22 protein-coding genes are annotated in these 21,795 nt (G+C 64.7%); 14 read left to right on the forward strand and 8 right to left on the reverse strand.

The genetic code is table 11. The annotated features are described in order from the left end of the window. The 6 genes from SZ60_RS09230 (at position 1) to dnaB (ending at position 6,996) form a co-directional block, all read left to right on the forward strand. Positions 1-1,518, forward strand: a complete 1,518-nt coding sequence (locus SZ60_RS09230) for a sugar ABC transporter ATP-binding protein (protein ID WP_043595332.1) — start codon at positions 1-3, stop codon at positions 1,516-1,518. Between the two features lie 31 nt (positions 1,519-1,549). Further along, a complete protein-coding gene (locus SZ60_RS09235; protein ID WP_043595333.1) occupies positions 1,550-2,521 on the forward strand; it encodes an ABC transporter permease in 972 nt (323 codons plus the stop codon). Between the two features lie 220 nt (positions 2,522-2,741). Then, the gene (locus SZ60_RS09240; protein ID WP_043595335.1) at positions 2,742-3,692 is read left to right on the forward strand and encodes a substrate-binding domain-containing protein; all 951 of its coding nucleotides are present in this window, start codon (positions 2,742-2,744) and stop codon (positions 3,690-3,692) included. Next, positions 3,689-4,648, forward strand: coding sequence for a ribokinase (locus SZ60_RS09245; RefSeq protein WP_043595336.1), 960 nt, complete (start codon positions 3,689-3,691; stop codon positions 4,646-4,648). Before SZ60_RS09240 ends, SZ60_RS09245 begins: the two co-directional genes overlap by 4 nt. Then, positions 4,645-5,028 (forward strand): D-ribose pyranase, encoded by a 384-nt coding sequence (rbsD, locus tag SZ60_RS09250; RefSeq protein WP_043595338.1) that lies wholly within the window; start codon positions 4,645-4,647, stop codon positions 5,026-5,028. Before SZ60_RS09245 ends, rbsD begins: the two co-directional genes overlap by 4 nt. 579 nt (positions 5,029-5,607) lie before the next feature. Next, on the forward strand, positions 5,608-6,996 hold the full coding sequence (dnaB, locus tag SZ60_RS09255; RefSeq protein ID WP_043595340.1) for a replicative DNA helicase: 1,389 nt from the start codon (positions 5,608-5,610) through the stop codon (positions 6,994-6,996). Between the two features lie 179 nt (positions 6,997-7,175). Here dnaB and SZ60_RS09260 read toward each other — a convergent pair whose 3' ends face one another. Then, entirely contained in the window at positions 7,176-7,943 is a 768-nt protein-coding gene (locus SZ60_RS09260) for a hypothetical protein (protein WP_043595341.1), read from the reverse strand. Between the two features lie 335 nt (positions 7,944-8,278). Here SZ60_RS09260 and SZ60_RS09265 point away from each other — a divergent pair, with 335 nt between their 5' ends. From SZ60_RS09265 to SZ60_RS09275, 3 genes are all read left to right on the forward strand, one after another. Further along, positions 8,279-9,424 (forward strand): hypothetical protein, encoded by a 1,146-nt coding sequence (locus SZ60_RS09265; RefSeq protein ID WP_043595343.1) that lies wholly within the window; start codon positions 8,279-8,281, stop codon positions 9,422-9,424. Further along, complete coding sequence (locus SZ60_RS09270) at positions 9,421-9,771, forward strand: hypothetical protein (protein ID WP_043595345.1); 351 nt, start codon at positions 9,421-9,423, stop codon at positions 9,769-9,771. The genes SZ60_RS09265 and SZ60_RS09270 overlap by 4 nt, the downstream gene beginning before the upstream one ends. Positions 9,772-9,959: 188 nt before the next feature. After that, the gene (locus tag SZ60_RS09275; protein WP_197073536.1) at positions 9,960-10,142 is read left to right on the forward strand and encodes a hypothetical protein; all 183 of its coding nucleotides are present in this window, start codon (positions 9,960-9,962) and stop codon (positions 10,140-10,142) included. Positions 10,143-10,235: 93 nt separating this feature from the next. On the opposite strand, the gene SZ60_RS16885 is transcribed toward SZ60_RS09275, so the two are convergent. Together SZ60_RS16885 and SZ60_RS17210 are read right to left on the reverse strand one after the other, a co-directional pair. Further along, complete coding sequence (locus SZ60_RS16885; protein WP_197073537.1) at positions 10,236-11,069, reverse strand: restriction endonuclease; 834 nt, start codon at positions 11,067-11,069, stop codon at positions 10,236-10,238. A 22-nt stretch (positions 11,070-11,091) separates the two neighbouring features. Continuing rightward, a complete protein-coding gene (locus SZ60_RS17210) occupies positions 11,092-12,204 on the reverse strand; it encodes a ParB/Srx family N-terminal domain-containing protein (protein WP_156155556.1) in 1,113 nt (370 codons plus the stop codon). Between the two features lie 323 nt (positions 12,205-12,527). On the opposite strand from SZ60_RS17210, the gene SZ60_RS16890 reads away from it, so the two are divergent. Further along, the gene (locus tag SZ60_RS16890; protein ID WP_156155557.1) at positions 12,528-13,799 is read left to right on the forward strand and encodes an SIR2 family protein; all 1,272 of its coding nucleotides are present in this window, start codon (positions 12,528-12,530) and stop codon (positions 13,797-13,799) included. A gap of 64 nt (positions 13,800-13,863) precedes the next feature. Here the strand turns inward: SZ60_RS16890 and SZ60_RS17215 are convergent, their stop codons facing one another. From SZ60_RS17215 to SZ60_RS17220, 4 genes are all read right to left on the reverse strand, one after another. Continuing rightward, positions 13,864-15,105 (reverse strand): hypothetical protein, encoded by a 1,242-nt coding sequence (locus SZ60_RS17215; RefSeq protein ID WP_156155558.1) that lies wholly within the window; start codon positions 15,103-15,105, stop codon positions 13,864-13,866. 490 nt (positions 15,106-15,595) lie between these two features. Then, on the reverse strand, positions 15,596-16,015 hold the full coding sequence (locus SZ60_RS17860; RefSeq protein ID WP_369700702.1) for a hypothetical protein: 420 nt from the start codon (positions 16,013-16,015) through the stop codon (positions 15,596-15,598). Then, entirely contained in the window at positions 15,942-16,736 is a 795-nt protein-coding gene (locus SZ60_RS09295; RefSeq protein ID WP_043595351.1) for a hypothetical protein, read from the reverse strand. Before SZ60_RS09295 ends, SZ60_RS17860 begins: the two co-directional genes overlap by 74 nt. A gap of 192 nt (positions 16,737-16,928) precedes the next feature. Continuing rightward, the gene (locus SZ60_RS17220) at positions 16,929-18,188 is read right to left on the reverse strand and encodes a hypothetical protein (protein ID WP_156155560.1); all 1,260 of its coding nucleotides are present in this window, start codon (positions 18,186-18,188) and stop codon (positions 16,929-16,931) included. Between the two features lie 249 nt (positions 18,189-18,437). On the opposite strand from SZ60_RS17220, the gene SZ60_RS09300 reads away from it, so the two are divergent. Together SZ60_RS09300 and SZ60_RS09305 are read left to right on the forward strand one after the other, a co-directional pair. Continuing rightward, positions 18,438-19,493 (forward strand): zinc-binding dehydrogenase, encoded by a 1,056-nt coding sequence (locus tag SZ60_RS09300; RefSeq protein ID WP_043595352.1) that lies wholly within the window; start codon positions 18,438-18,440, stop codon positions 19,491-19,493. Between the two features lie 83 nt (positions 19,494-19,576). Further along, entirely contained in the window at positions 19,577-20,227 is a 651-nt protein-coding gene (locus SZ60_RS09305; RefSeq protein ID WP_043595353.1) for a hypothetical protein, read from the forward strand. A 60-nt stretch (positions 20,228-20,287) separates the two neighbouring features. Here the strand turns inward: SZ60_RS09305 and SZ60_RS09310 are convergent, their stop codons facing one another. Next, the gene (locus SZ60_RS09310) at positions 20,288-20,719 is read right to left on the reverse strand and encodes a hypothetical protein (protein ID WP_043595355.1); all 432 of its coding nucleotides are present in this window, start codon (positions 20,717-20,719) and stop codon (positions 20,288-20,290) included. Positions 20,720-20,970: 251 nt separating this feature from the next. On the opposite strand from SZ60_RS09310, the gene SZ60_RS09315 reads away from it, so the two are divergent. Both SZ60_RS09315 and SZ60_RS09320 read left to right on the forward strand, forming a co-directional pair. Beyond that, entirely contained in the window at positions 20,971-21,522 is a 552-nt protein-coding gene (locus tag SZ60_RS09315) for a hypothetical protein (protein WP_052505280.1), read from the forward strand. Then, positions 21,519-21,788 (forward strand): hypothetical protein, encoded by a 270-nt coding sequence (locus SZ60_RS09320; RefSeq protein ID WP_043595356.1) that lies wholly within the window; start codon positions 21,519-21,521, stop codon positions 21,786-21,788. The genes SZ60_RS09315 and SZ60_RS09320 overlap by 4 nt, the downstream gene beginning before the upstream one ends. The last annotated feature ends 7 nt before the right edge of the window (positions 21,789-21,795 follow it).

The raw sequence follows: 21,795 nt of genomic DNA on the forward strand, positions 1-21,795 counted from the left end.
ATGCCCCACTCGATCGACGACGATCGCCCCCTGCTCACGCTCGAGAACGTCAGCAAGTCGTTCGGCCCCGTGCGGGTCATCGACGACGTCACCGTGCACGTCCGGCCCGGCCGCGTGCAGGTGCTGCTCGGCGAGAACGGCGCCGGCAAGTCCACCCTGATCAAGATGATGTCGGGCGTGTACCAGCCCGACGCCGGCCGTGTGCTGGTCGACGGCGAGGCCGTCCACCTGCCCAACACGCACGCCGCCGAGAAACTCGGCATCGCGACGATCCACCAAGAGCTCAACCTCGTCGCGTCGCTCAGCGTCGCCGAGAACGTGATGATGGGGCGGTTCCCGACCCGGTTCGGCCTGGTCGACCGCCGCGAGCTGAAGAAGCGCGCCCGCGCCGCCCTCGACCTGATCGGGCTCGACGTCGACGTCGACCAGAAGGTCGGCGAGCTCGGCATCGCCCGCCAGCAGCTGGTCGAGATCGCGAAGGCGCTGAGCATCGACGCGCGCATCCTGATCCTCGACGAGCCGACGGCGGCGCTGACCCGACACGAGACCGAGATCCTGTTCCGCGTCGTCGAGCAGCTGCGCGCCCGCGGCGTCGGCATGCTGTTCATCAGCCACCACCTCGACGAGATCGCCGAGATCGGTGACACCGTGGCCGTCCTGCGCGACGGTGCGTTCGTCGCCGAGGTGCCCGCGTCGACCGGCGAGGACGAGCTCGTCCGCCTGATGGTCGGCCGCGACATCGCGCACCAGTACCCGCGCACCCCCGGCAGCGAGAGCGACTCCCCCGTCGTCCTCGAGGTGCGGGGACTGACGTCGAAGACCTTCCGCGACGTGTCGTTCGAGGTGCGGGCGGGCGAGGTGCTCGGCATCGCCGGGCTCGTCGGCGCCGGTCGCACCGAGGTCGTCCGCGCGATCGCCGGGGTCGACAAGTACGACTCCGGCAGCGTGACGGTCCGCGGCAAGCGACTCAAGAAGGGCGACGTCGCCGGGGCCATCGCCGCGGGCGTCGGCCACGTGCCCGAAGACCGCAAGGCGCAGGGGCTCGTGCTGGGCGCCTCCGTCAACGACAACCTCGGCTACGCGACGCTCGCCAGCAGCGCGAAGGCCGGCCTGGTCGACTTCGCCGGCCAGCGCGCGAAGGCCGACGAGGTCGCCTCGACCCTGCGCATCCGCATGCGCGACATCGACCAGGAGATCGGCTCGCTGTCCGGCGGCAACCAGCAGAAGGCCGTGTTCGGCCGCTGGATCATCGCCGGCTCGACCGTGCTGCTGCTCGACGAGCCGACCCGCGGCGTCGACGTCGGCGCGAAGGTCGAGATCTACGAGCTGGTGAACCGCATCACCGACGCAGGAGGCGCGGTCGTGATGGTCAGCAGCGAACTGCCCGAGGTGATGGGCATGAGCGACCGCATCCTCGTGATGCGCGACGGAGTCGTCGCCGGCGAGGTCGCCGCAGCCGACGCCACCCAGGACACGCTGATGACGCTCGCGGCACGCGACGTCCCCCCGACGAACTGACCCGAGAAGCACGGACCCGAGGACGACACCCATGACCACCACCACCGTGAAGGCGCAGCGACGCTCCTTCGACATCAAGACCTTCCTGGCCGCGAACGGAGCCCTCGTCGGGCTCGTCGTGCTGTGCCTGGCACTGTTCATCGCGACGCCGGACTTCCTGACCGGCCGCAACCTGCTGAACATCGGCATCCAGGTGTCGACCGTCGCCGTGCTCGCGTTCGGCATGACCTTCGTCATCGTCGCGGGCGGCATCGACCTCTCGGTCGGCTCGGTCGCCGCGCTGTCGGCGATGGTCTCGGGCTGGTTCTTCGCCACGGCGGGGCTGCCCGGCGGCCTGGCGCTCGCCCTCGGGCTCGGCACGGGCCTCGTGGCCGGCCTGGTCAACGGGTTCGCCAGCGCGTACGGCAAGCTGCCGTCGTTCATCGCGACGCTCGCCATGCTCAGCGTGGCGCGCGGCCTGACCCTCGTCGTCTCGGACGGTCGGCCGATCGCGACTCCCCCGGCCGTGTCGTTCCTCGGTGGCAACATCGGGCCGGTGCCCGTGCCGATCATCGTGCTCGTGCTGGCCGCGATCGTCGCGTCGTTCATCCTCAACCGCACCGTCATCGGCCGCTCGATGTACGCGGTCGGCGGCAACGCCGAGGCCGCTCGCCTCTCGGGCCTGCCGGTCAAGCGCATCGTCGTCACGGTCTTCGGCCTGGCCGGGCTGTTCGCGGCCCTCGCCGGTCTGCTGCTCGCCGGCCGGCTCGACTCGGCCCAGCCGCAGGCGGCCTCGGGCTACGAGCTGGACGCCATCGCGGCGGTCGTCATCGGAGGCGCGAGCCTGGCCGGCGGCGTCGGACGCATCTCGGGCACCATCATCGGCGCCCTCGTGCTCGTCGTCATCCGCAACGGCCTCAACCTGCTGAACGTCACCTCGTTCTGGCAGCAGGTCGTCATCGGCCTGGTCATCGCCCTCGCCGTGGGCGTCGACGTGCTGCGGCGCAAGACGCGCAGCAGCTGAGGCGACCGGCCGGCCGTGCCGGGTGCTGCCGCGCGGGTGGCACCGACAGCCGAGGAGGCGCGGTGCGGCGCGGACGCGCGGCGTCGCGTCTCAGCGGGGCGGCGGCAGTTGCGGGGCCCGGCCCTGGGGCTGCCGCGCAGCCCACGGCGACGGGCGCTCGGCAGTCGACCCGCGCCTCCCTCTTTTTCCGTTCCACCCAACCCAACCCGAAGGACACACGATGAAGTTGACCTCGTTCCGCAAGGCCGCCACCGTCACGGCGATCGCCGCCCTGGTCGCGACCGGCACCGCCGGCTGCAACCGCACTCCCGCCGGAGAGGCGGACCGCCCCACGGTGGTCCTGTCGCTCAGCACCCTCAACAACCCGTTCTTCGTCGAGCTGCGCGACGGCGCGACCGCCGAGGCGAAGAAGCAGAACGTCGACCTCGAGATCGTCGACGCGCAGAACGACTCGGCCACCCAGGCCAACCAGCTGGCGACCGCGGCCTCGACCGCCGACGCCGTCATCCTCAACGCCGTGGACAGCGACGCGGCCGGCCCCGCCGCCAAGGCGCTCAACGAGGCCGACGTGCCGATCGTCGCCGTCGACCGCGCGGTCAACGGTGCCGACGTCGCTTCGTTCGTCGCGAGCGACAACGTCGCCGGTGGCGAGCAGGCCGCCAAGGCCCTCGCCGAGGCGATCGGCGAGAAGGGCGAGGTCATCGTGCTGCAGGGCGTCGCGGGCACCTCGGCCAGCCGCGACCGCGGCGAGGGCTTCACCAAGGGCATCTCGGCCTACCCCGACATCACCGTCGTCGCGCAGCAGACCGCGAACTTCGACCGCGCCACCGCGCTCGACGTGACCACCAACCTGCTGCAGGCGCACCCGAACGCCGTGGGCGTCTTCGCCGAGAACGACGAGATGGGCCTCGGAGCGATCCAGGCGCTCGGCTCGCGCGCCGGAACCGACGTCCAGGTGGCCGCCTTCGACGGCACCGAGGACGGCCTCAAGGCCATCGAGGCCGGTACGCTCTCGAGCACGATCGCGCAGCAGCCCGCCGAGCTCGGCGCCCTCGCGGTCGACCAGGCCGTCAAGGCCGTCAACGGTGGCAGCGGCGACGAGGGCCCCTCGGACCAGGCCGTCGAGGTCATCACCGTCACGAAGGAGAACGTGGGTGACTTCACCGAATGAGTGGTTCTGAATCGCAGGGCGCCGGCACGGTCGTGGTGGTCGGGTCGATCAACGTCGACCAGGTCGTGACCGTCGACCGCCTGCCCCTGCCCGGCGAGACGCTGATCGGTTCGTCGATGACCCTCTCCCCCGGCGGCAAGGGCGCCAACCAGGCCGTCGCCGCGGCCCGGCGCGGCGCCCGCACCGTGATGATCGGTGCGGTCGGCGACGACGGACGGGCCGACGACGCCCTGCCCCACCTCCGCTCGAGCGGTGTCGACGTCAGCGGCGTCGACACCGTCCCCGGGCCCACCGGCCTGGCGATCGTCAGCGTCGGAGGCGACAGCGAGAACACGATCGTCGTCGTCCCCGGGGCGAACGGTGCCGTCTCGGCGTCGTTCGTCGTCGGGCACGCGGGCGCGTTGGCCGATGCCGCGGTGGTCGTCCTGCAGGGAGAGATCCCCGTGGACGGCATCGCCGCCGCCGTCCAGCACGCCGGAGGGCGCGTGGTATTCAACCTCGCCCCGGTGATCGACGTGCCGGCGGACGTGGTGAAGGCCGCGGATCCGCTGGTCGTCAACGAGCACGAGGGCCGGCTGCTGCTGGCCGCGTGGGCTGCTGAGCAGCTTTCCGAAGCCGAGGAGGCGCGGGTCGACGACGAGTCGGTCGTCGCCTCCCTGCGCGCCCAGGGAGTCACCTCGGTCGTCATGACCCGCGGTGCCGCCGGCGCGATCGTCTCCGATGCGTCGGGCACCGTGCTGGTGGCCTCGCCGAAGGTGGCGGCCGTCGACTCGTCCGGAGCCGGAGACGCCTTCGTCGGCGCCCTCGCCGCCGGGCTGGCCGCGGGTTCGTCGCTGCTCGAGGCCGCTCAGGACGCCGTGCGCGTCGGGGCGTTCTCGGTGACGGGTGTGGGCACGCAGGCGTCGTACCCGACGCTCGAGGACGAGCTGCCTGCCGCTGCTGCGGTGACCTCGTGAAGCGCGGCGGCCTGCTCAACGCGCAGCTGAACCACGCGGTGAGCGGTCTCGGCCACGGAGACCTCGTCGTCGTCGCCGACTGCGGACTCCCCCTGCCCCCCGGAGTCCCCGTGGTCGACCTCGCCGTCGTCCACGGCCTGCCCGCCTTCGCCGACGTGCTGGACGCTCTGACCGCCGACGTGGTGTTCGAGGCCTGCACGGCTGCGGACGAGAGCCAGGACTCCCCCGCGGGTGCGCAGATCACGTCCCGGTTCGACGACGTGGCCTACGTCTCGCACGACGAGCTGAAGCGGCTCTCGGGTGGGGCGCGCCTCCTCGTCCGGACGGGCGAGGCGACCCCGTACGCCAACGTCGTGCTGCGCTGCGGCGTCCCCTTCTGAGGCCCCTCCTCCCCCTCGAACCCCGTTCCGTGCGATGAACCCCGAACCTTCGTGGTGCATCGCACGGAACGGGGTTCTTCGTCGTCCTGGGCCGGCAGGAGGCGCGGTGCCGGCCCCCGATACCGCCCTGACCAGCCTCTTCGCAGGCCCCCCTTCGGGGGTTACGGGAAGCTGAACGCGCGCTGCGTCGCTATCGGTTGAGAAGCCCGAAAGTCAAATCCCTTGTGCACAGGCGGATGTCAAATCGGATGTCTCAACCCCCGGTTTAGACAATTTTCTCCACACAGGTGTGGAATGACGAAACCCCAGGTCAGAAGGACCTATTTCGACTGAAGTATCTCGTTGTCCACAGCACGATCCACAGTTCTCCCCAGGGTTGTCCGGCGTTGCTCACCTGTTCTCCCCAGAGTTATCCACAGGTGCATTTGCTGTGGAGAACTCGGTGTCCATAGGGTGTACCCGCGCTCGTCAGGGGTGGATCACGGCGGTTCGGCAGGGGGATGTCGGGGGTCTGTCGTACAACTGCCTTGAGCGTCTTCGGTGCTGCCCCGCACCCACCCGATTCTCGCTGGAGGACCCATGTCGATCGCCCATCTCGGTCTCGCTCCCGATGCGTCGAACGCCCGCGATCGCGACCGTGGTGGCCCCGTCAACATGGACCGCGTCCCGCCGCACGACCTGCTCGCCGAGCAGAGCGCGCTGGGTGGCATGCTGCTCAGCAAGGACGCCGTGGCCGACGTCATCGAGACGGTCCGCGGCATGGACTTCTACGTGCCCAAGCACGAGGTCATCTACGACGCGATCCTGGGGCTGTACTCGCACGGCGAGCCCACCGACGTCATCACGGTCAGTGACGAGCTGATGAAGTCCGCCGACCTGTCGAGGGCAGGAGGCGCGGAGTACCTCCACACCCTCACCGGCGTCGTGCCCACTGCGGCGAACGCGGGGTACTACGCGTCGATCGTCGCCGAGAAGGCGGTTCTGCGCCGTCTGGTCGAGGCCGGCACGCGCATCGTGCAGATGGGTTACGCGAGCGAGGGCGAGGTCGTCGACCTGGTCAACAACGCGCAGGCCGAGGTCTACAACGTGGCCGGTGGGGTGCAGACCGAGGACTACGTGCCGCTGAACGAGGCGGTGACGGTCGCGATCGACGAGATCGAGGCGGCCAAGGGTCGTGACGGTCAGATGACGGGTGTGCCGACGGGTTTCGCGCAGCTCGACGCCCTGACGAACGGGTTCCACCCGGGTCAGCTGATCATCGTGGCGGCGCGACCGGCGCTCGGTAAGTCGACGTTGGCGCTCGATCTGGCGCGGGCGGCGTCGATCAAGCACGGGCAGGCGTCGGTGTTCTTCTCGCTCGAGATGGGGCGCAGCGAGATCGCGATGCGTCTGATGTCGGCCGAGTCGAGTGTGCCGCTGCAGAACATGCGCAAGGGAACGGTCGACGCGCGTGACTGGACGAACATCGCGCAGGTGCGTGGGCGGATCAACGATGCGCCCTTGTTCATCGACGACTCCCCCAACATGACGTTGGTCGAGATCCGGGCGAAGTGCCGTCGGCTGAAGCAGCAGCACAACCTCAAGCTCGTGGTGATCGACTACCTGCAGCTGATGACGTCGGGCAAGCGTGTCGAGAGCCGTCAGCAAGAGGTGTCGGAGTTCTCGCGTGCGTTGAAGCTGATGGCGAAAGAGCTGCAGGTGCCGGTGATCGCGTTGTCGCAGCTGAACCGTGGCCCCGAGCAGCGTGCCGACAAGAAGCCCGCGATCAGCGACCTGCGAGAGTCCGGTTCGCTCGAGCAGGACGCCGACATGGTCATCCTGCTGCACCGTGAGTCGGCCTACGAGAAGGACAACCCCCGCCAGGGCGAGGCCGACTTCATCGTCGCCAAGCACCGCAACGGCCCCACCGACACCATCACGGTGGCGTTCCACGGCATGTTCTCGCGCTTCGTGGACATGCCCAGCTGAGTCTCCATGTCGTTTGCGATTCAGTTTGTCGAAATGCTGACTAGCTTGTCGCTTTTGACGGAAGGCGACAATCTGACCTGCAGCTGAGCGGGCCGAGCCTTTGTATCTGAGGTGTCCGATGAACGGTCGCCTACCGGACGCCTGGAGGCGCAGCCACACTGAGCAGGCCTGCTCGGTTGTCAACTGTCCTTAGCGGCTTCAGTACTGGGAGTGTCCTCGTCCTTTCGAGCGCGAATGTTAAGAGGCAGAGTCAGTTCGTCGGACAACCGGTCAAGCTCGGCAAGGCCTGGCGTGTCTACTCGAAGCGATTCAAGGACCCATGACGCGAACATGGTGGCCATTGCCGTGTACTGCACCGTCTGAGTCGGATAGGGGTCGTCCGCCTCGCTTAGGAGATCGAACTGGCCGGCACCATTGATGTCCATGAACGCCGTGACGGTCTCGCTTGTCACGTGAACAATCTGTGACTGCTGCAAGTACGTGGTGCGGAACATCCCCCGGTAGTCAATGGCTTCAATCATGCTTGCGACCCGGGGGAGCTTTCGACCCTGTGTCGTCATACATCGAAGAGCTTCTTCGACCTCCTCCCGAGGCGTCCCGAGATACTCGGTGACCGCACGAAATGTCCGATTCCTAGTGTGGTGGTAGCTGTCGATGAGCTGCTCCGGGCCTGTTGCTTCGAAATGAGCCCACTGGGCAGTCAGAGCGTACTCAAGGGCCTGCCGGGCGAGTGCAACTGCTTCGCGCGAGCGACCGAGTCGATACAGGACGGCGTAGGAGCCGGCGTAGCGGATGGCTTGGACGCAAATCCCGTACACGGCTTGGAACTCCTTTTGGTACTCGCTATCAACCTCGAACGAGTCCAAGCGATGCGGGTGACTTTCCCGTCCCTCGATGAACTTCAGCCATGCCTCGATGCGTGGTGACATCCGGGAGGTATTCGTCATGGCAACAGCGTGCCATCCGGACACGATCTCACTAAGAACTCGTCGGCCTAAGGAGAAGGCGGGCGGCGAGTGAGGAATACCAACACGGCAAGCGCGCGTTTGCTTCGAGCACCTGAGGCGTACACGGCGATCTCGCTCACAAGCCCGAGGAGGGCGAGCTGACCGAGGCCGAGCTCACCCGCAGCGATGGTCCAATCCAGACCGTGGGGAGGCCTGGGCAATCGTTGACGAACGGTCGCAAGTGCCGAGATTCTGCCGACCCGAATTACTGTGCGCTGGCGATGCCGCGATGGGGTCTTGAGCCGCACGCGGCGGGCCTCGTCTAAGTTCGACGAATGAAGCCGTCGAAGGTTGCTCGGGAACAGCAGATCGCCGTGTTCGGTGAGTCGGGTAGTGGGAAGACTGTGCTGCTGTCGTCGTTCTACGGTGCTGCGCAGCAGCCCGCGTTCGTGCAGGACAGTATGTACAAGATCACGGCGGACGACACGGCGCAGAGAAATCGGCTGCATCAGAACTTTCTTGGGATGAGGAACTCCGGCGTCGCTCCTGAGTCGACTCGCTTTGCCGCGACCCGGTACGTGTTCTCGATCACACGTCGCCCCATGACAGGTAGGAAGGGCAAGAATCCGGCGGCTGAGGAACTAAGGCTGGTCTGGCACGACTACCCCGGGGAATGGTTCGAGGAAGATCCCTCCACCGCGGAGGAACTCGTCCGTCGGGGCGAGACGTTCCAGACGCTGATCGGCTCAGACGTGGCCGTCCTGCTTGTCGATGCGCAGCGGCTGGTCGACAACACTGGCGAGGAAGAGCGGTACTTGAAAGCGCTGCTGACGAACTACATCGCCCATGTCTCGAAGGTGCGCGGCGAGCTACTGCCCGATGGGAAGCGGCTGGCGCGCTTCCCCCGGGTCTGGCTGTTCGGGCTGTCGAAGGCAGACTTACTGCCCGAGATGGACGTGACGCGGTTTCGCGACCTAGTAGTGGAGAAGGCCGGCCAGGAAATGACGCTGCTCCACGAAGAACTCTCGGCGTTCGTCGAGGAGCCTGAAGCCTTCTCGCTGGGCGAGGACTTCGTCCTGCTGTCCTCAGCGCACTTCGAGCCGGGGAAGATCGACGTGGACCAGCAGGTCGGTGTCAAGTTGATGCTGCCGATCGCTGCAATGCTGCCGTTCTCCCGATACGTGCGGTGGGCAGGGGCGATGCGACGTAGCAACAAGGTGGCGAAGGAGCTACTGGACCGGTCAGGTCCGGTCCTCGCCTTCATCGCGACCAAAGTGAAGCTGCCGGGCCCGCTGAAGCTCATCACGGTGGCGTTGCCGTTCCTCGTAGACCCTTTGCTCGATCACAGCCGCGACAAGCTGGAGGACGCCTACAACACGGCGAAAGCCCGGCACGAGTTCCTGACCGCAGTACTTCTCGGCTTCCGCCTCGAACTCAAGCAAGCCGTCGACGACAAGGTGTTGATCGAGAGTCCGAAGTGAACTTCCTCTGGGCTACCCGCGGGAAAACATGGGGTTTCCGCTTCCTCCACACGGCCGGCCTGGTCAACCCGATCGCGGTGTACGAGGACGCGTTCGCCGGGACGGAAAGCATGCCAAAGACCTTCAGGAGGCGCGAAAAAACGTTGGCGGTGCGTTTTCCCGATCCCGATGGACGCAGGGACCGTGCTGGGCGAGTCATCCCCCACGAGTTTGTCGTCCTCGCTCCGGATAACGCCATTTTCATGAATGAGGATGCTGCACGTCAGGCGCTGTGGAGTGAGGTCAGGGCACCGTACGCGGCGGTCTGGGAGCAGTCGTCGCCACCGGCCGCAGACGTGCTCCGGTAAACCAGGGTGGCTCGGTCGGGCGGATACGATCGGAGGTGCTCGTGCCGACCCGGTGGTTCTGAGTGTGTTTGCTGTGATGAGGGGCACTAACAAGGACGTCGATCCATGACCTGCTTGCCGAGTACGCGCAAATCGCGCCGGACACTCGGACGAAGGGGCGCTTGTTCGAGCGGTTGACGAGGGTGTTCTTGACGACGGACCCCACGTGGACGGCCCGGTTCGACGAGGTGTGGCTGTGGCAGGACTGGCCCGACCGCGACGGCAAGCCCGACACCGGAATCGGCCTCGTCGCCCGCAAGCGGCATAGGGGCGGCTGGTGTGCGATCCAGGTCGCGCTGAAGATCCTGAGATATAGCTTTCAAGCTCGTTGACGCGGACTCTTGCGCGAGTGCGCGCCCGATGTTGCGTTGCAGCCCTCGGTTTAGGTCGATTTCTGAGGGGTAGGCGAACTGGTAGTGCTCTTTCTACAGACCCAGATCCATGCGAAATTTCGACTCCGTAAATGTTGTGTTGGTGCTATCCAGACCCAGCCCTGCATCGGCAAGGAACGTAGCCAGTTGGTCACCATTCATGGCCACTAGTCCAGAGTTATCGATGAGCTTGTTTGACCCCGACGAGAAATCACCCGTTGTGAAAAATACTTGTATTACAGCGTCGAAGGGCCGAAGATGTAGGCCTGGCCACGTGTGAATCGCTCCTTTAGTTCGAGCAAGTTCGACTGAACCCACCAGTTCTCGAATGTGTGCCGTTTGGATGTTTCGCGTTGGGTAATGCTTCGCCTGTCCGATTAGCCAAAGTCCAACCCGACGGTCGAACCCGCCATATGTCGAGAAATTGTCGAGACGACCCTCCAGCTCGAGTCGGCCGTAGAAATCAATACCGCCATCATTTCCCTGCGATGAAGTGTGCGGATCAGCGCAGCCCATGATTCTCAGAATTCCGGTGCACGCGATTTCGAACTCTGGGGCGGTCAGACTGGTCAGCGTCGTCCGGATTGTCCTTGCGTGCGCACGCCTTGCACGAGTTTGGCGCTCAGCCTCCGAGAGCGTTGGATCGGCGGCGGACGCTCCCCTCAGGTACTCGTCGTTCGAGCCATAGAGTTCGAACTGCCAAGTCAGACCCCGTCTCTCGGAGTCAGCTTGATATTCGATAACAAGCGCGCGGATTTCACCAAGGAGGGGGTCTGCAAGCTCTAGGGCTTCATCGAAATCTGTCGCGTGCCCGGCCGTGAACATTACTTCGGCTACAACCTCATGAAGCAGTCGTGGCGGCGCATCGGCGGCAAACGCGCTGATCATTCCAACAAGAAGACTTCGTGGTTTAATTCTCGTCATTTGATCCAGCCGCGCCGGCCTGATGAGCCTTCATGATCCAATCCGCTCGATTTTTCAGTTTTTCTAAGAACTCAATGTCGTTGTCATCGAGTGACTCGATGGTGCCTGAACCCATGTCGTTCAGCGAGGTCAAGGCCGATTTCACATTCGGCAACCATCGGACAGCCTTTGCATCGGCACGGACAATAGCTATGGCGTCGCTGAGACTTTGGTCGTCGTCCTTGAGTGCGACGAGAGCATCGTCATTCTCGAGAATTACTTTGAGTTCTCGGATATCGCCGTAGCTGCGGATCTTCGGTGAACCCTCCCCTGTAAGCCAGCCGTAAAAAAGTTCCCGATGATCCTCGTCCTTGAACAGGCGATCCGTTTGAGACCATCCCAGCCAGTCACGCACGTTCGGCTGGCCAACCGTTTCGTGGAATATGGCGTACATCTCCGGGGAAACGTTGTCGCCAAACTCCTCATCCTCCATCATCTGTGTCAATGCCGAAAATGCCCGGTATCGTCGGTTCACTTCATTCACTGTCAGCCCAAGGCGTGATGCAACATCTCGAGCGGTGAGCCCGGGCTGGCTCATGAGTCGATAAACAAGCAAAGCGCTTTGATAACCTCCCCACTCCTTCAGGCCTCCCACGTGCCGGATTCCCATGATCGCGAGAATGTCATCATTAGACGCATCTTCGGCGAGGAGGACCGGCACCGCCGCGAAGACATCAGTCACTCGAGCTTGTAGGTCCAAACCACCCGCATGCTCTTGCTCGAGCAACTTAAGTGCCGCAGTCCGCCGGTTTCCCTCCACAACGATGTACCGAACCACCGCCTCGGCGTCCGTTTCGCCGTCCACGATTGCAGAGGGTGCGGAGTTCATCGCGCGAACGACGATCCGCTCAACCGGAACGAACCCATTCTCCGAAATGGATAGCTTAAGTTCGCCAACCCCGTCCTGATTAACTTTTTCGAGAGTTGCTGACTGCACTTTGTCTTCGCCGAAACGAGCTTCCGCTACTGCAGCTGCCTGACCGGGCGCACTGAAACGGAAATTGTTGGGGTCGAGAAGTAATTGCGCAAGGGGAACCGAAGTTGGAGTAAAAGTCACCATGAGCGTCAGGCTACCGACAAGTTGTCCCACAACCATAGGCTTTCGACGCTTCTCTCCTGTCCGCGCCAGCCACCGTAAAGGAGCTGACATGTGGAGGGATGTCGAACGATGACAAATTACTTGGGCGCGCAGAAAAGCCGCTGCCGCTGCCGCTGATGGCCTGACCGCTGGGGGCGCTGCACCGTACTGGCGCCCACGCGACGAGCGAGATCGCGCAGCTGTCTTGAGTCGCCCATTCAACGGTCCACGGGATGTTCGACGCGGCGCCTCGTAGTTCTGCCAACCTGGGGGACCAGGATATCGATGAATGAGAGAGGTAGCTCGTGGCAACAACATCAGTCATTCTCGGGTCCGGATTTTCCCGAGCTATTTCGGACTACATGCCCACCATGGGCGAACTGGTTGTTGAGGTAGCGAAGGACGACAGTCTCGACCTCCTTCCCTTGGCTCGCTTCGGCAACGACCTTGAACAGTGGATGTCGTTCCTTTCGGTTGATCAACCGTGGTTGACAGCGGCAGATAACTTCGTAAACAAGTCCATGTTCCTGAAAGTTTCCGACCGAATCGATCAGGAGATTCGTCGCGCAGAGAGCCTTGTCATCACCCAAGAGCCTCCGGAGTGGTTGCTGCGCTTTCTGTGGGGTGTCTCTGATGCTGAGGCATCCATTTTCACGTTCAATTACGACACGCTCGTAGAGCGAGGACTGACTGTTCTTCGGCGGGCACAGACCTGGGCAGACTTGTACGGCGCCCCACTCACCGTGCGCTCGGCAGCGGGTTCGGGGTTGTCTGTTGGACCGGGTGAGCCCAGAGGTCCTATTCCAACTATCTACAAGCTTCACGGCTCCACCAACTGGTCATTTGGGGGCCTGAGTGGGCCGCCCAATGACCCCATCGTCATGACGTCAGACGGTCGGTCTTGGGGAACCCCAGCAAATCCACGACACGATCGGGCGCCGCGCTACCGGCATCTGTACGACGACCTACTGCCCCTGATCGTGCCGCCAACTTTTTCGAAGGGCCCCTACTTCTCAAACCGATCGTTGCAGGCGCAATGGGCATCGGGGGCCAAAGCGCTACGTGCTTCGGACGAGCTCCTGGTCATTGGGTACTCTTTTCCCGCTGGCGACCTAGTCGCCCGCCAGTGGGTGGCCTCCTCAGCCCAGCCAAACGTAGTGACAGTCATCAACCCAGATGAGCAGGTCGCCGACACCGTTCGAGGGCTACTAGGCCCAGATACGGAAGTGGTGTACGTCCCCAACCTTCAAAAGTACGTCGATTCACACAGCCCAAGTCTTGTGCGCTGGAGGGTGTACAACTCAGAGAACGACGCCCTGGGTCTGCAGATTGACCTGACTGTAAATGGCGTCGACATGATGACTGGAATTGACCGATCCAATCCGCCGTGGAACGCATTTGACGAGACAGGGCCGCAATGGCTTGCGACCTTCCTAGATCGAGTCGATCCTCAATTGCGAGAACTGTCTGCTCCTGCGGATAAGGAAGAAGGTTGGGTGCGAGACGCTCGTTTTGTTGCCCTTGACGGCGCCCACGCAGAAATAACACCGCAGGCAGTGGCCGAGTATAAATTTTAGCTGTCCAACCGATCGCTTAGGACCCAGGAATTGTCGGCAGCAGGGCATCTAGGGTCGCAGCCTTCTAAATAGTTTGTGACGTGCTGCAAGGGGGCGACTCGGGGGATGCTGCTCGATCTGCATTCTCGAGCTGCCCCGCGTCGGGGCCGGTTCTGAAGAAAAGAGAGCGAATGCGGTGGCTATCTTCTTGGCGCCAGGCGTCGAAAAGGTCAAGCGTGGTCACGATGGGCTCAGTTACAGCTTGCAGAAATTCGGGACGCTGGTACGGCTGGTGTTCTCGGTCGCCGGGGACCCGCTTGTACTCGTGATTGATCACGAACGCGCCACCTTCCACCGGCACCGAATCAGTCAGGTGAGGCCATGCAGTGAGGTGTCTCACGAGATCGTCGTAGGCCCGCTCTGTGGCCTTACCGCCGGCAGATTTCACCTCGACAAGACGTGAGCGATTTGCCGACGTCACCAGGAGATCGGCGTTTTTGGTTCCACCTAGTACATCGTCAAGATTTACCACCGTCAGACCAGCAGACTCTAGAACGGTTCGCACCGCAGCCACGAGTTGGTCCCCGGTGCCGTAAAGGAGGCCATCACGCGTGGAACTTGCCTCCTGCTCCGCAGAAGCCAGCTCCCCTGACAGTTTCGATTCCTGATCCCTGTAGTGCGACTTGAGGGCAGCCAGAGCCGCATGCAGCTCGCGTTCTCTGTTGGTCATTAGGTCAACATCGGTGGAGAGGTGACGTCTTGCCCTTCTCATGGCTTCTGGCACATAGGCAGGAAGGGCTTGGGCCATGAGCCAATCCAGAATGAGCGGCCACGGTGTTTGGGCGGGGACGATGTAGCGTCGTTCGACACCGTCTGGTGACAGCCAGACAGCCGCAACAGGCTCGTGAAGTTCCGTCTCAAGAATGGGCACAAGTGTGCCTTCGGCCGGCAGTTGCCGATGGCCTCCCCAGTCCTCTTTGCTCGGCCCAACCAAAGAAAGCCGCCACCACCGTTTTATCGAGCTGGTGTTCTGAAGGCGACGGGCTAGATCTTTGTCAGCTTCGCTGAGGTCCGCGGCGAGGCCCACTTTCCCGCCCGCTGGCAGCAGCTCACCCGCGATATAGCTGTCAACGGAGCCAAGCATGACCGAGTCGTCACCGTCAAACAGTGATCTTGGCTCAGGCGTGCCATCCTCGTTCAGGATTCCCGCAGTGCTTACAACAAGGGCTGTTTCGCCTCGACCTTTAGCGCCGTCTCGGAAGCGAGTGAATTCTTCTGCGCCCTGCGCGTAGTAGACGACTGGGTCCAGTGCTGCAGCGCATTCCACTGAATCAGCCTGTATCCAGTGAGGCATGAGGCCAGCTGAATCCCAATCAATGTCCGCTCTAGCTATCAGGGGACGTTTCCGGTCGCGCACCCACGGCGCGATGGGAGGACGCAACTCGGCTGCCCGGGCTTCAGTCCGGGACCAGGCCTCAGGCGAGATTGATCCAACATGAACGGGGATTAGCTCCATAGCCAAACCCTAGCTAGACAGTCACCACAGTTCTGCTCGGAACGAGCGTGAAGAGGGCCACAACCAGTCCCGCAGTGAGTGCCGCGATCACTGCTGGCAGAGTGAAGAGCGACGACCAAAGGTCTACTGACGCGAGAATCTAGTTAAGGGAGCTGCCCGCGGGGAAGGCAGGGCGTTTCACCTGCTGGAGGCGTTAAATATTGAAGTGTCTCGGGTCTCGCAAGGTTTAGAGGGTGGCCAAAGCAGAAGCGTCGGCGAGTGGCTGAAGATTGCGCTCGAAGCCGTACCGGCTATCGCCGCATCAGAGCGGCCAGAGCCCCGCGTTTTCCGCCCCCGTAGACGAGGGCACCGGCGAGGCCGAGGCCTCCTGACGGCGACCAAGGGGCGCGGCTAGCGCCACGGTCCCTAACCCGGCGGCCCTGCCGTCACCAGAGCCGTCCGCACCGGCCGCGGGTGCCGGCGTCGGTGTCGGTGTCGGTGTCGGCCCAGCTGCCGTCGCGACGTAGTCGATCACGAGGCGGCCCGTCACGGCGGTGCCGTCGGTGCGCTCGGCGGCGAAGGTGAGGGGGGCCGGGTCGCCGACGAGGGCGGGGGAGGGCGTGAAGACGACCTCGCCGGTGGTGGGCTGCACCTGCCACGTACCGTCGTCAGTCGTGACCTCGGTGTCGGGCGTCTCGTTCGGCAGGAGAAGGGTGACTGACTCGGGCACGAGGTCGGGCACGGCCGCTGGGAGGTCGAAGACCGCCGGGGTGCCCGCAGGGGGCGTCACGACGACGTCCGGCACCGGCAGGACCGGCGTCGGCGGCCCCGACCGGCGCGGCGGTCACCGTCGGCGTCGCCGTCGACTCAACCGTGTCACCGACGACGGTGTCCACCCGGTACGACACCGGCGTCGCCGCGCCGACGAAGGCTGGCCCGGGCGTGAATACCAGCACCTCACCGTCGACCGTCCAGGTGCCGTCACCGGGCACCACCACGGTGGCGGCGCCGACACCGGAGGGGTCTACGAGACGGAGGGTGGCGGGGGAGACCGGCACCGCGCCTCCGTCATTTTCTGTCACCGCGAGACGCTGGGGAATGCCCTGCTCGCCGGTCGAGGTGTTGGGCCTCGCGACCTCGGGCACCCAGGGCGTCCGGGTGGAGGCGGCGCTCGCTCCGGCCGCGTCGGTCACCACGTAGGGCACCGGCGTCGCCGTTCCCGTGAAGGCGGGCTCGGGCCGGAAGAGCACGGTGCCGACGGTGCGGTCGAGCTCGTAGCGTCCCTCACCGGGGACCACCACCACCGTGCCGTCGGCATCCGCCGTCGCCCCGGAGGGAGCGTCGAGACGGATGGCCGCGGGGTCGAGCGGCACAAGCGGGTCACCCGCGGTGGCCACGACGGGCAGGGTCTGCGCGGCTCCCTGCGTACTGGTGACGGCGGTGGGGGAGGCGACCGGCTGCACGGCCGTCGCGAAGACGGCACTGACCAGGTCGAGGCCTCCGTCGGTCGTCTCGTTGGTCGTCGTCGTGACGGTCCACTCGTCGACGTCTCGTCGTTGCCGACGAGGGAAACCCCGTAGAGGGGTATCCCGGGCACGACGCCGAGGTCGGTCGCTGTTGCAGCCCCGGGACCAGGCCGTGGCTGTCTGAAGTAGTTACTCACCCATCGCAATGACTTCCCGACGGTGCGTCTCCAATTTCTCTGGCTCAAAACTGGTGTGATGCTCGATTGCCATGTACCAAGACCGCCCAAGTTCGCAGAGGTCAATGAACGCAAGAACTAGCTCGATTCGGCTGTTACTTGCACCTTGGGTTAACACGGGCCAAATCCAGTCGACTCCGAGTGAAGTCGTCAAGTCATACGCTTTGTATCCCAACGCGTATGACTCGACGAGTTGCGAACCAGATAGGGGAGAGTGACCCTGGAAAAGGGTAGACAGGGCCTCATCGCCGGGGCCTTCCCCTGCCGACACGACCTCAGAAATGGCCTGGTACGCGTCCGCTGGCAAAGGGCCGCGTGGGAAGGCCCCATCTACGGCTAGAGATCGGATTCGGGCTAGTTGATCCGCCCGGTGCTCAGCATCTTTGAACAATCGTTGACCAGATTCCGAAGCAATACCGACGACCTGGTTCCATGAATACTCAGCCGATTCGCCCCACGATTGCACATCCAGTGACTCAGAACCATGTTCCCCGGACCAGAGTCTGCTGACGAGTGTTCCTGCAGAATCGGGCGGACACTTGGAGCGGAAGCGTTGCCAGCTGACTGCGGTGTTCTGCAGATTGCGACGATGGATTTGGTCAAACTCTCGTAAGGAGTACGGCGCGGAAACGGACTCGTCTTCTGCAACCGGGCTGCTCGGTAGATTGATTTCCGGCTTGTAGTCAGCGTTAACGCCCAGGACTTCGATGATTCTCGACATTCCAAAATACATCGTGATCGACTGGTCCACTCTAGCCATTCGTTTGAGGTGAACCAGGGTCAGATCGCGGCTATCTATAGGAAAGCCATGAGATTTTATATACTCAGCCTGTGCGCCCGTTCGTTGGTCCGAATGGATAATTCCATTCCGCAGGTACTTTATTGCCAAGTAGTCATCGAGAATCGATGTGTCAACCGAGGCTGACAACCGCTCCTGAAGAAAGCCTTCAAGAGCTTGCACCTTAGTCGCGTTCGCAACATTCGCGTTCAGGTACGTGTCGAGTTTCGGTTCACTATTGCGATCAAATTCTTGTGCAATGGCATTTTCTACATTTCCAACTAGCATCACCGCATAGAGGCGCGACAATGTCGCATCGAGGAATAGGGGAGCGAACGATTGGAGAGGGTGGCGGAGAAGTATGCGACGGAGAGATGTTAGGAACATCATGTCGTCGGAATAGGAGTCTGTAAATTCCGAGATGCGAGTGGACATGGACAGCATGCTCGCATGAAAGCCTGTCTGCGTATATAGGCAAATGGGGCCAAGGGTTTCATAGCTAACTTCGGGCAGTCGTGCCAAAAGTTAGCGAAGACGCCGAAGGGCGCGATGTTCTCACGTCTCACGTCTCACGTCTCACGCGAATTAGGTGGTGGTTCCGTATCTCAACAGTATTTGTTCCTCCGAGCCCGAGATCGTCGTTCCATTGAGCGACACCTGTCGCCCACGTCTACCCTGGGCTGCATGACCGACCTCCCTGCCCGTACCCGTTTCGCCACCGTCGACGCCGAGCGCTCGGTCGCCTTCGCCGAGGTCGACCTCGAGGCTCCGGGGGAGCAGCAGATCGTGGTGCGCATCCGGTACACGGGTGTCTGCGCCACCGACACCCACGGGTGGGCGTCCGGCGGGCTCATCCCAGCCGCGGTGTTCGGCCACGAGTGGACCGGAACCGTCGTCGCGGCCGGCAGCCGGGTCACGACGGTTGCCGTGGGGGACCGCGTCGTCGCCAGCGTCGGCCCGCCCTGCGGCACCTGCGCCATGTGCCGGGCCGGACATCCCGACCACTGCGACACCGCCTTCGCCGAGGCCAACGGCATCTCACCCGACGCCCCCACCCACGGAGCCTTCGCCCAGCACGTCACCGTTCACGAACGCCGCGTCCAACGCGCCCTCGACGGCCTCACCGACAAGCAGCTCGGCCTCGTCGAACCCACCGCCGTCACCTTCCACGCCGTCCGCCGCGCTGGCCAGCGCCTCGGCGACGTCGTCGTGGTCCAGGGTGCCGGACCCATCGGCCTGCTCACCGCCCAGCACGCCCGCCACGCCGGCGCCGGAGCCGTCGTCATCGTCGAACCCATGGAGGCGCGGCGCGAGACCGCCCGCCGCCTCGGCTTCACCGACGTCCACGCTCCCGGCCACGCCTTCCGCGCCCGCGTCCTCGAGCTGACCGACGGACTCGGCGCGGACGTCCTCTACGAGTGCACCGGCGCCTCCTCGCTGTTCCAGTCGAGCGCCGAGCTGGTCCGCCGCGGCGGAACGCTCGCCCTGCTCGGCTACCCGATGACCACCTCGGAGGTCTCGTACGGCGACTGGCAGAGCCGCGAGCTGACCGTCGTCGGCAGCCTCGCCTACACGCACTCCGACTTCGTCGGCGCGATGCGGGCGCTCGCCGACGGCTCGGTCGAGGCGGGACCGCTCATCACGGGGGCGGTCGGGCTGGACGAGCTGCCGGCCTTGCTCGTGGAGCTGGACAGCGGGGAGACGCAGCACGCGAAGGTGCTCGTCGCGCCGAACGGGTGAGCCGGGGGTGCGGCCGCCGGGCCCCACGTGCTGCGGGCACTGGGATGATGAGGCCGACTCCCTAGACGTGAGGAAAGCACGAGATGACCGAGCCTGCCGTTCCCTCCCACGAGGTCTCGACTCCGGAGGAGTCGGATGAGCTCGCGCCCCCGTCGACGCTTCTCTCCGAGACCACGTTGCGACTGATCACGCCGCTGACCCTTCAGGCCGGACTTCGCCTCATCGGCGTCGTGTGGAACGTCAGCGACAAGGAAGTCGCCGACGGCGCTGGCCTCTATTGCTGGGTGCATGGTGCGCGAGAGGGAGATTCGTTGCGGTCAGGCGTGCTTTATATCGGCATCGCCGAGGGCAAGGGCGGTCTGAAGACGAGAACCACCGACGAGGAGAGTTGGCGAGGGGGAGACCATGCGCACGGCATCGCGCTCGAGCGCACTCACGCAAAGGTCGTCACGGGCAGCGTCGACACTGCCCCCGACGTCGATCTCGAGTGGGTGGACGACCTCATCGCAAACGGCCGACTGTTGCCTGAGGCACGCGCGCACATGAACGCGTGGCGAAAGAAGAGGCCGACAAAAGAGGTCGAGGAAGTCGCCATCCGCCTCGCCATCCATCTGGGCGACACCGGTGCTCCCGTCAACTCGTTCCACGCCGGCGCCTGGCGAAACGATCGCCCCGCCGACTGGGTGGCCTTCGCCATCGCGCGCGAGCTCACTCGTCGGCACGGGGGTGGCTGAGGCCATCCACCCTGTGGGACCGCAGGAGGCGCTGGTCGCGTGACCCGCGCCTCCTGCGGTTCACTGCTGGTCGGGCACACAGGCGTAGTCGTCGCCGAAGGCCTCGGTGACGCGGCGGATGGCCTCGGGGGTGCCCCACTGCTCGACGTGCTCGCAGGCGTGGTCGGCCCGGGACGCGTACATGCCGAACGCCCCGACGTCGACGTAGCCGTAGTCGTAGCGTTCCGAGGGGCGTCCGCCGGCGCCGGGCTCGTCGGGCAGGTCGATGACGAAGCCGTCGGGGAAGCGCAGCTCGACCCCGTGCGGTGCGCAGGCCGGCAGCGTCTCCGTCGTGAGGTCGGCCACGATCACCGGCTCGTACGTCGTGCAGTACGGGAGGCGCGCGTCGGACCCCGACAGCACGAGCGGCACGTCCGGGTCGGCCCGCACCGCGAGCACCAGCAGCACCGACACCACGAGCAGCGCGGTGACGATGCCGGCCAGGACCTTCATGAGGTGAACCTACCGCCCACCCGGTGCCGGCGAGGCGGAGGGAACGCAGCCGCGGGAGGCGCAGGTCACCTGACCCGCGCCTCCCGCCTCCAGCCCCGATGCGGTGGCCGTCTCGTTCGCGCGGATTCCGTCGCCCGGCGGAGATTCCTGAGGATCACGTCAATCGGCGTGCATCGCTCGCCGAGGGCGTTCTAGCGTTTTTCTAGACCGATCAGTACACCAACGGAATCCGACCGAGAGGACGCAGACCAATGACCTGTACCCGAAAGATCTCCACCACATTCCTCGCCGGCACCCTGGGCATCGCCCTTGCTTTCGGTGGGGCGACGGCCGCGCAGGCCGCACCGACCCCGACCTCGTCGGCGCAGACCGTGTCGGCGACCCCCCAGGAAGCCGCGCCCGCCCCCACCGAGGCACAGCTGGCCGAGATGGAGGAGGCGCTCTCGATCATCGAACGCATCCCCGATTCGGTGCTCCAAGCCGGAGACGCTGCCACGCAGCAGTGGCTCGCCGAGAACGCCCCGGCCCCGAGCGCAGGCGGGGGAGAGGTCACCCTCCAGGCGAACGTCCTCGGCTGCGCCGGCGCCATCGCCACCGTCATCGCCTCGACCGCCTTCCCCGCTGCGAAGATCCTCAAGGCCAAGGCGCTCATCAAGCAGCTGGGCGGTGTCACCGAGGCGGCCAAGATCATGTGGGGCGCGAGCTTCTCGTACGAGAAGGTCAAGGCGTTGGGCGGCGCCGCTGCCGCACTCGCCGGTGAGCTCATCGGCATCACCCAGATCAAGGAGCAGTGCTTCTCATGACGAACTGGCTCCGCGCCCTCGCCCCGCTCGCCCTGACGGCGATCGCCCTGGTCGTCTTCTTCACGGCCGACCGCACCGTCGGGATGCTGTTGATCGTGGCCGCCCTCGCCTCGGCGTTCCTGGCCGGCAAGAGCGCTCTCGGCCGCCCGACCCGGCGCCCCGAGCGTGACGTCGACCCCGCCGAGGTCCGCGCCTACCGCGAAGCCCACCCGGGCAGCACCATCAGCGATGCCGTCAGCGCCGTCGGGGGCACCACTCGCCCCTGATCATCAA

Origin of the sequence: Frigoribacterium sp. MEB024 (assembly GCF_000878135.1) — a bacterium.
Taxonomy (GTDB): Bacteria; Actinomycetota; Actinomycetes; order Actinomycetales; family Microbacteriaceae; genus Frigoribacterium.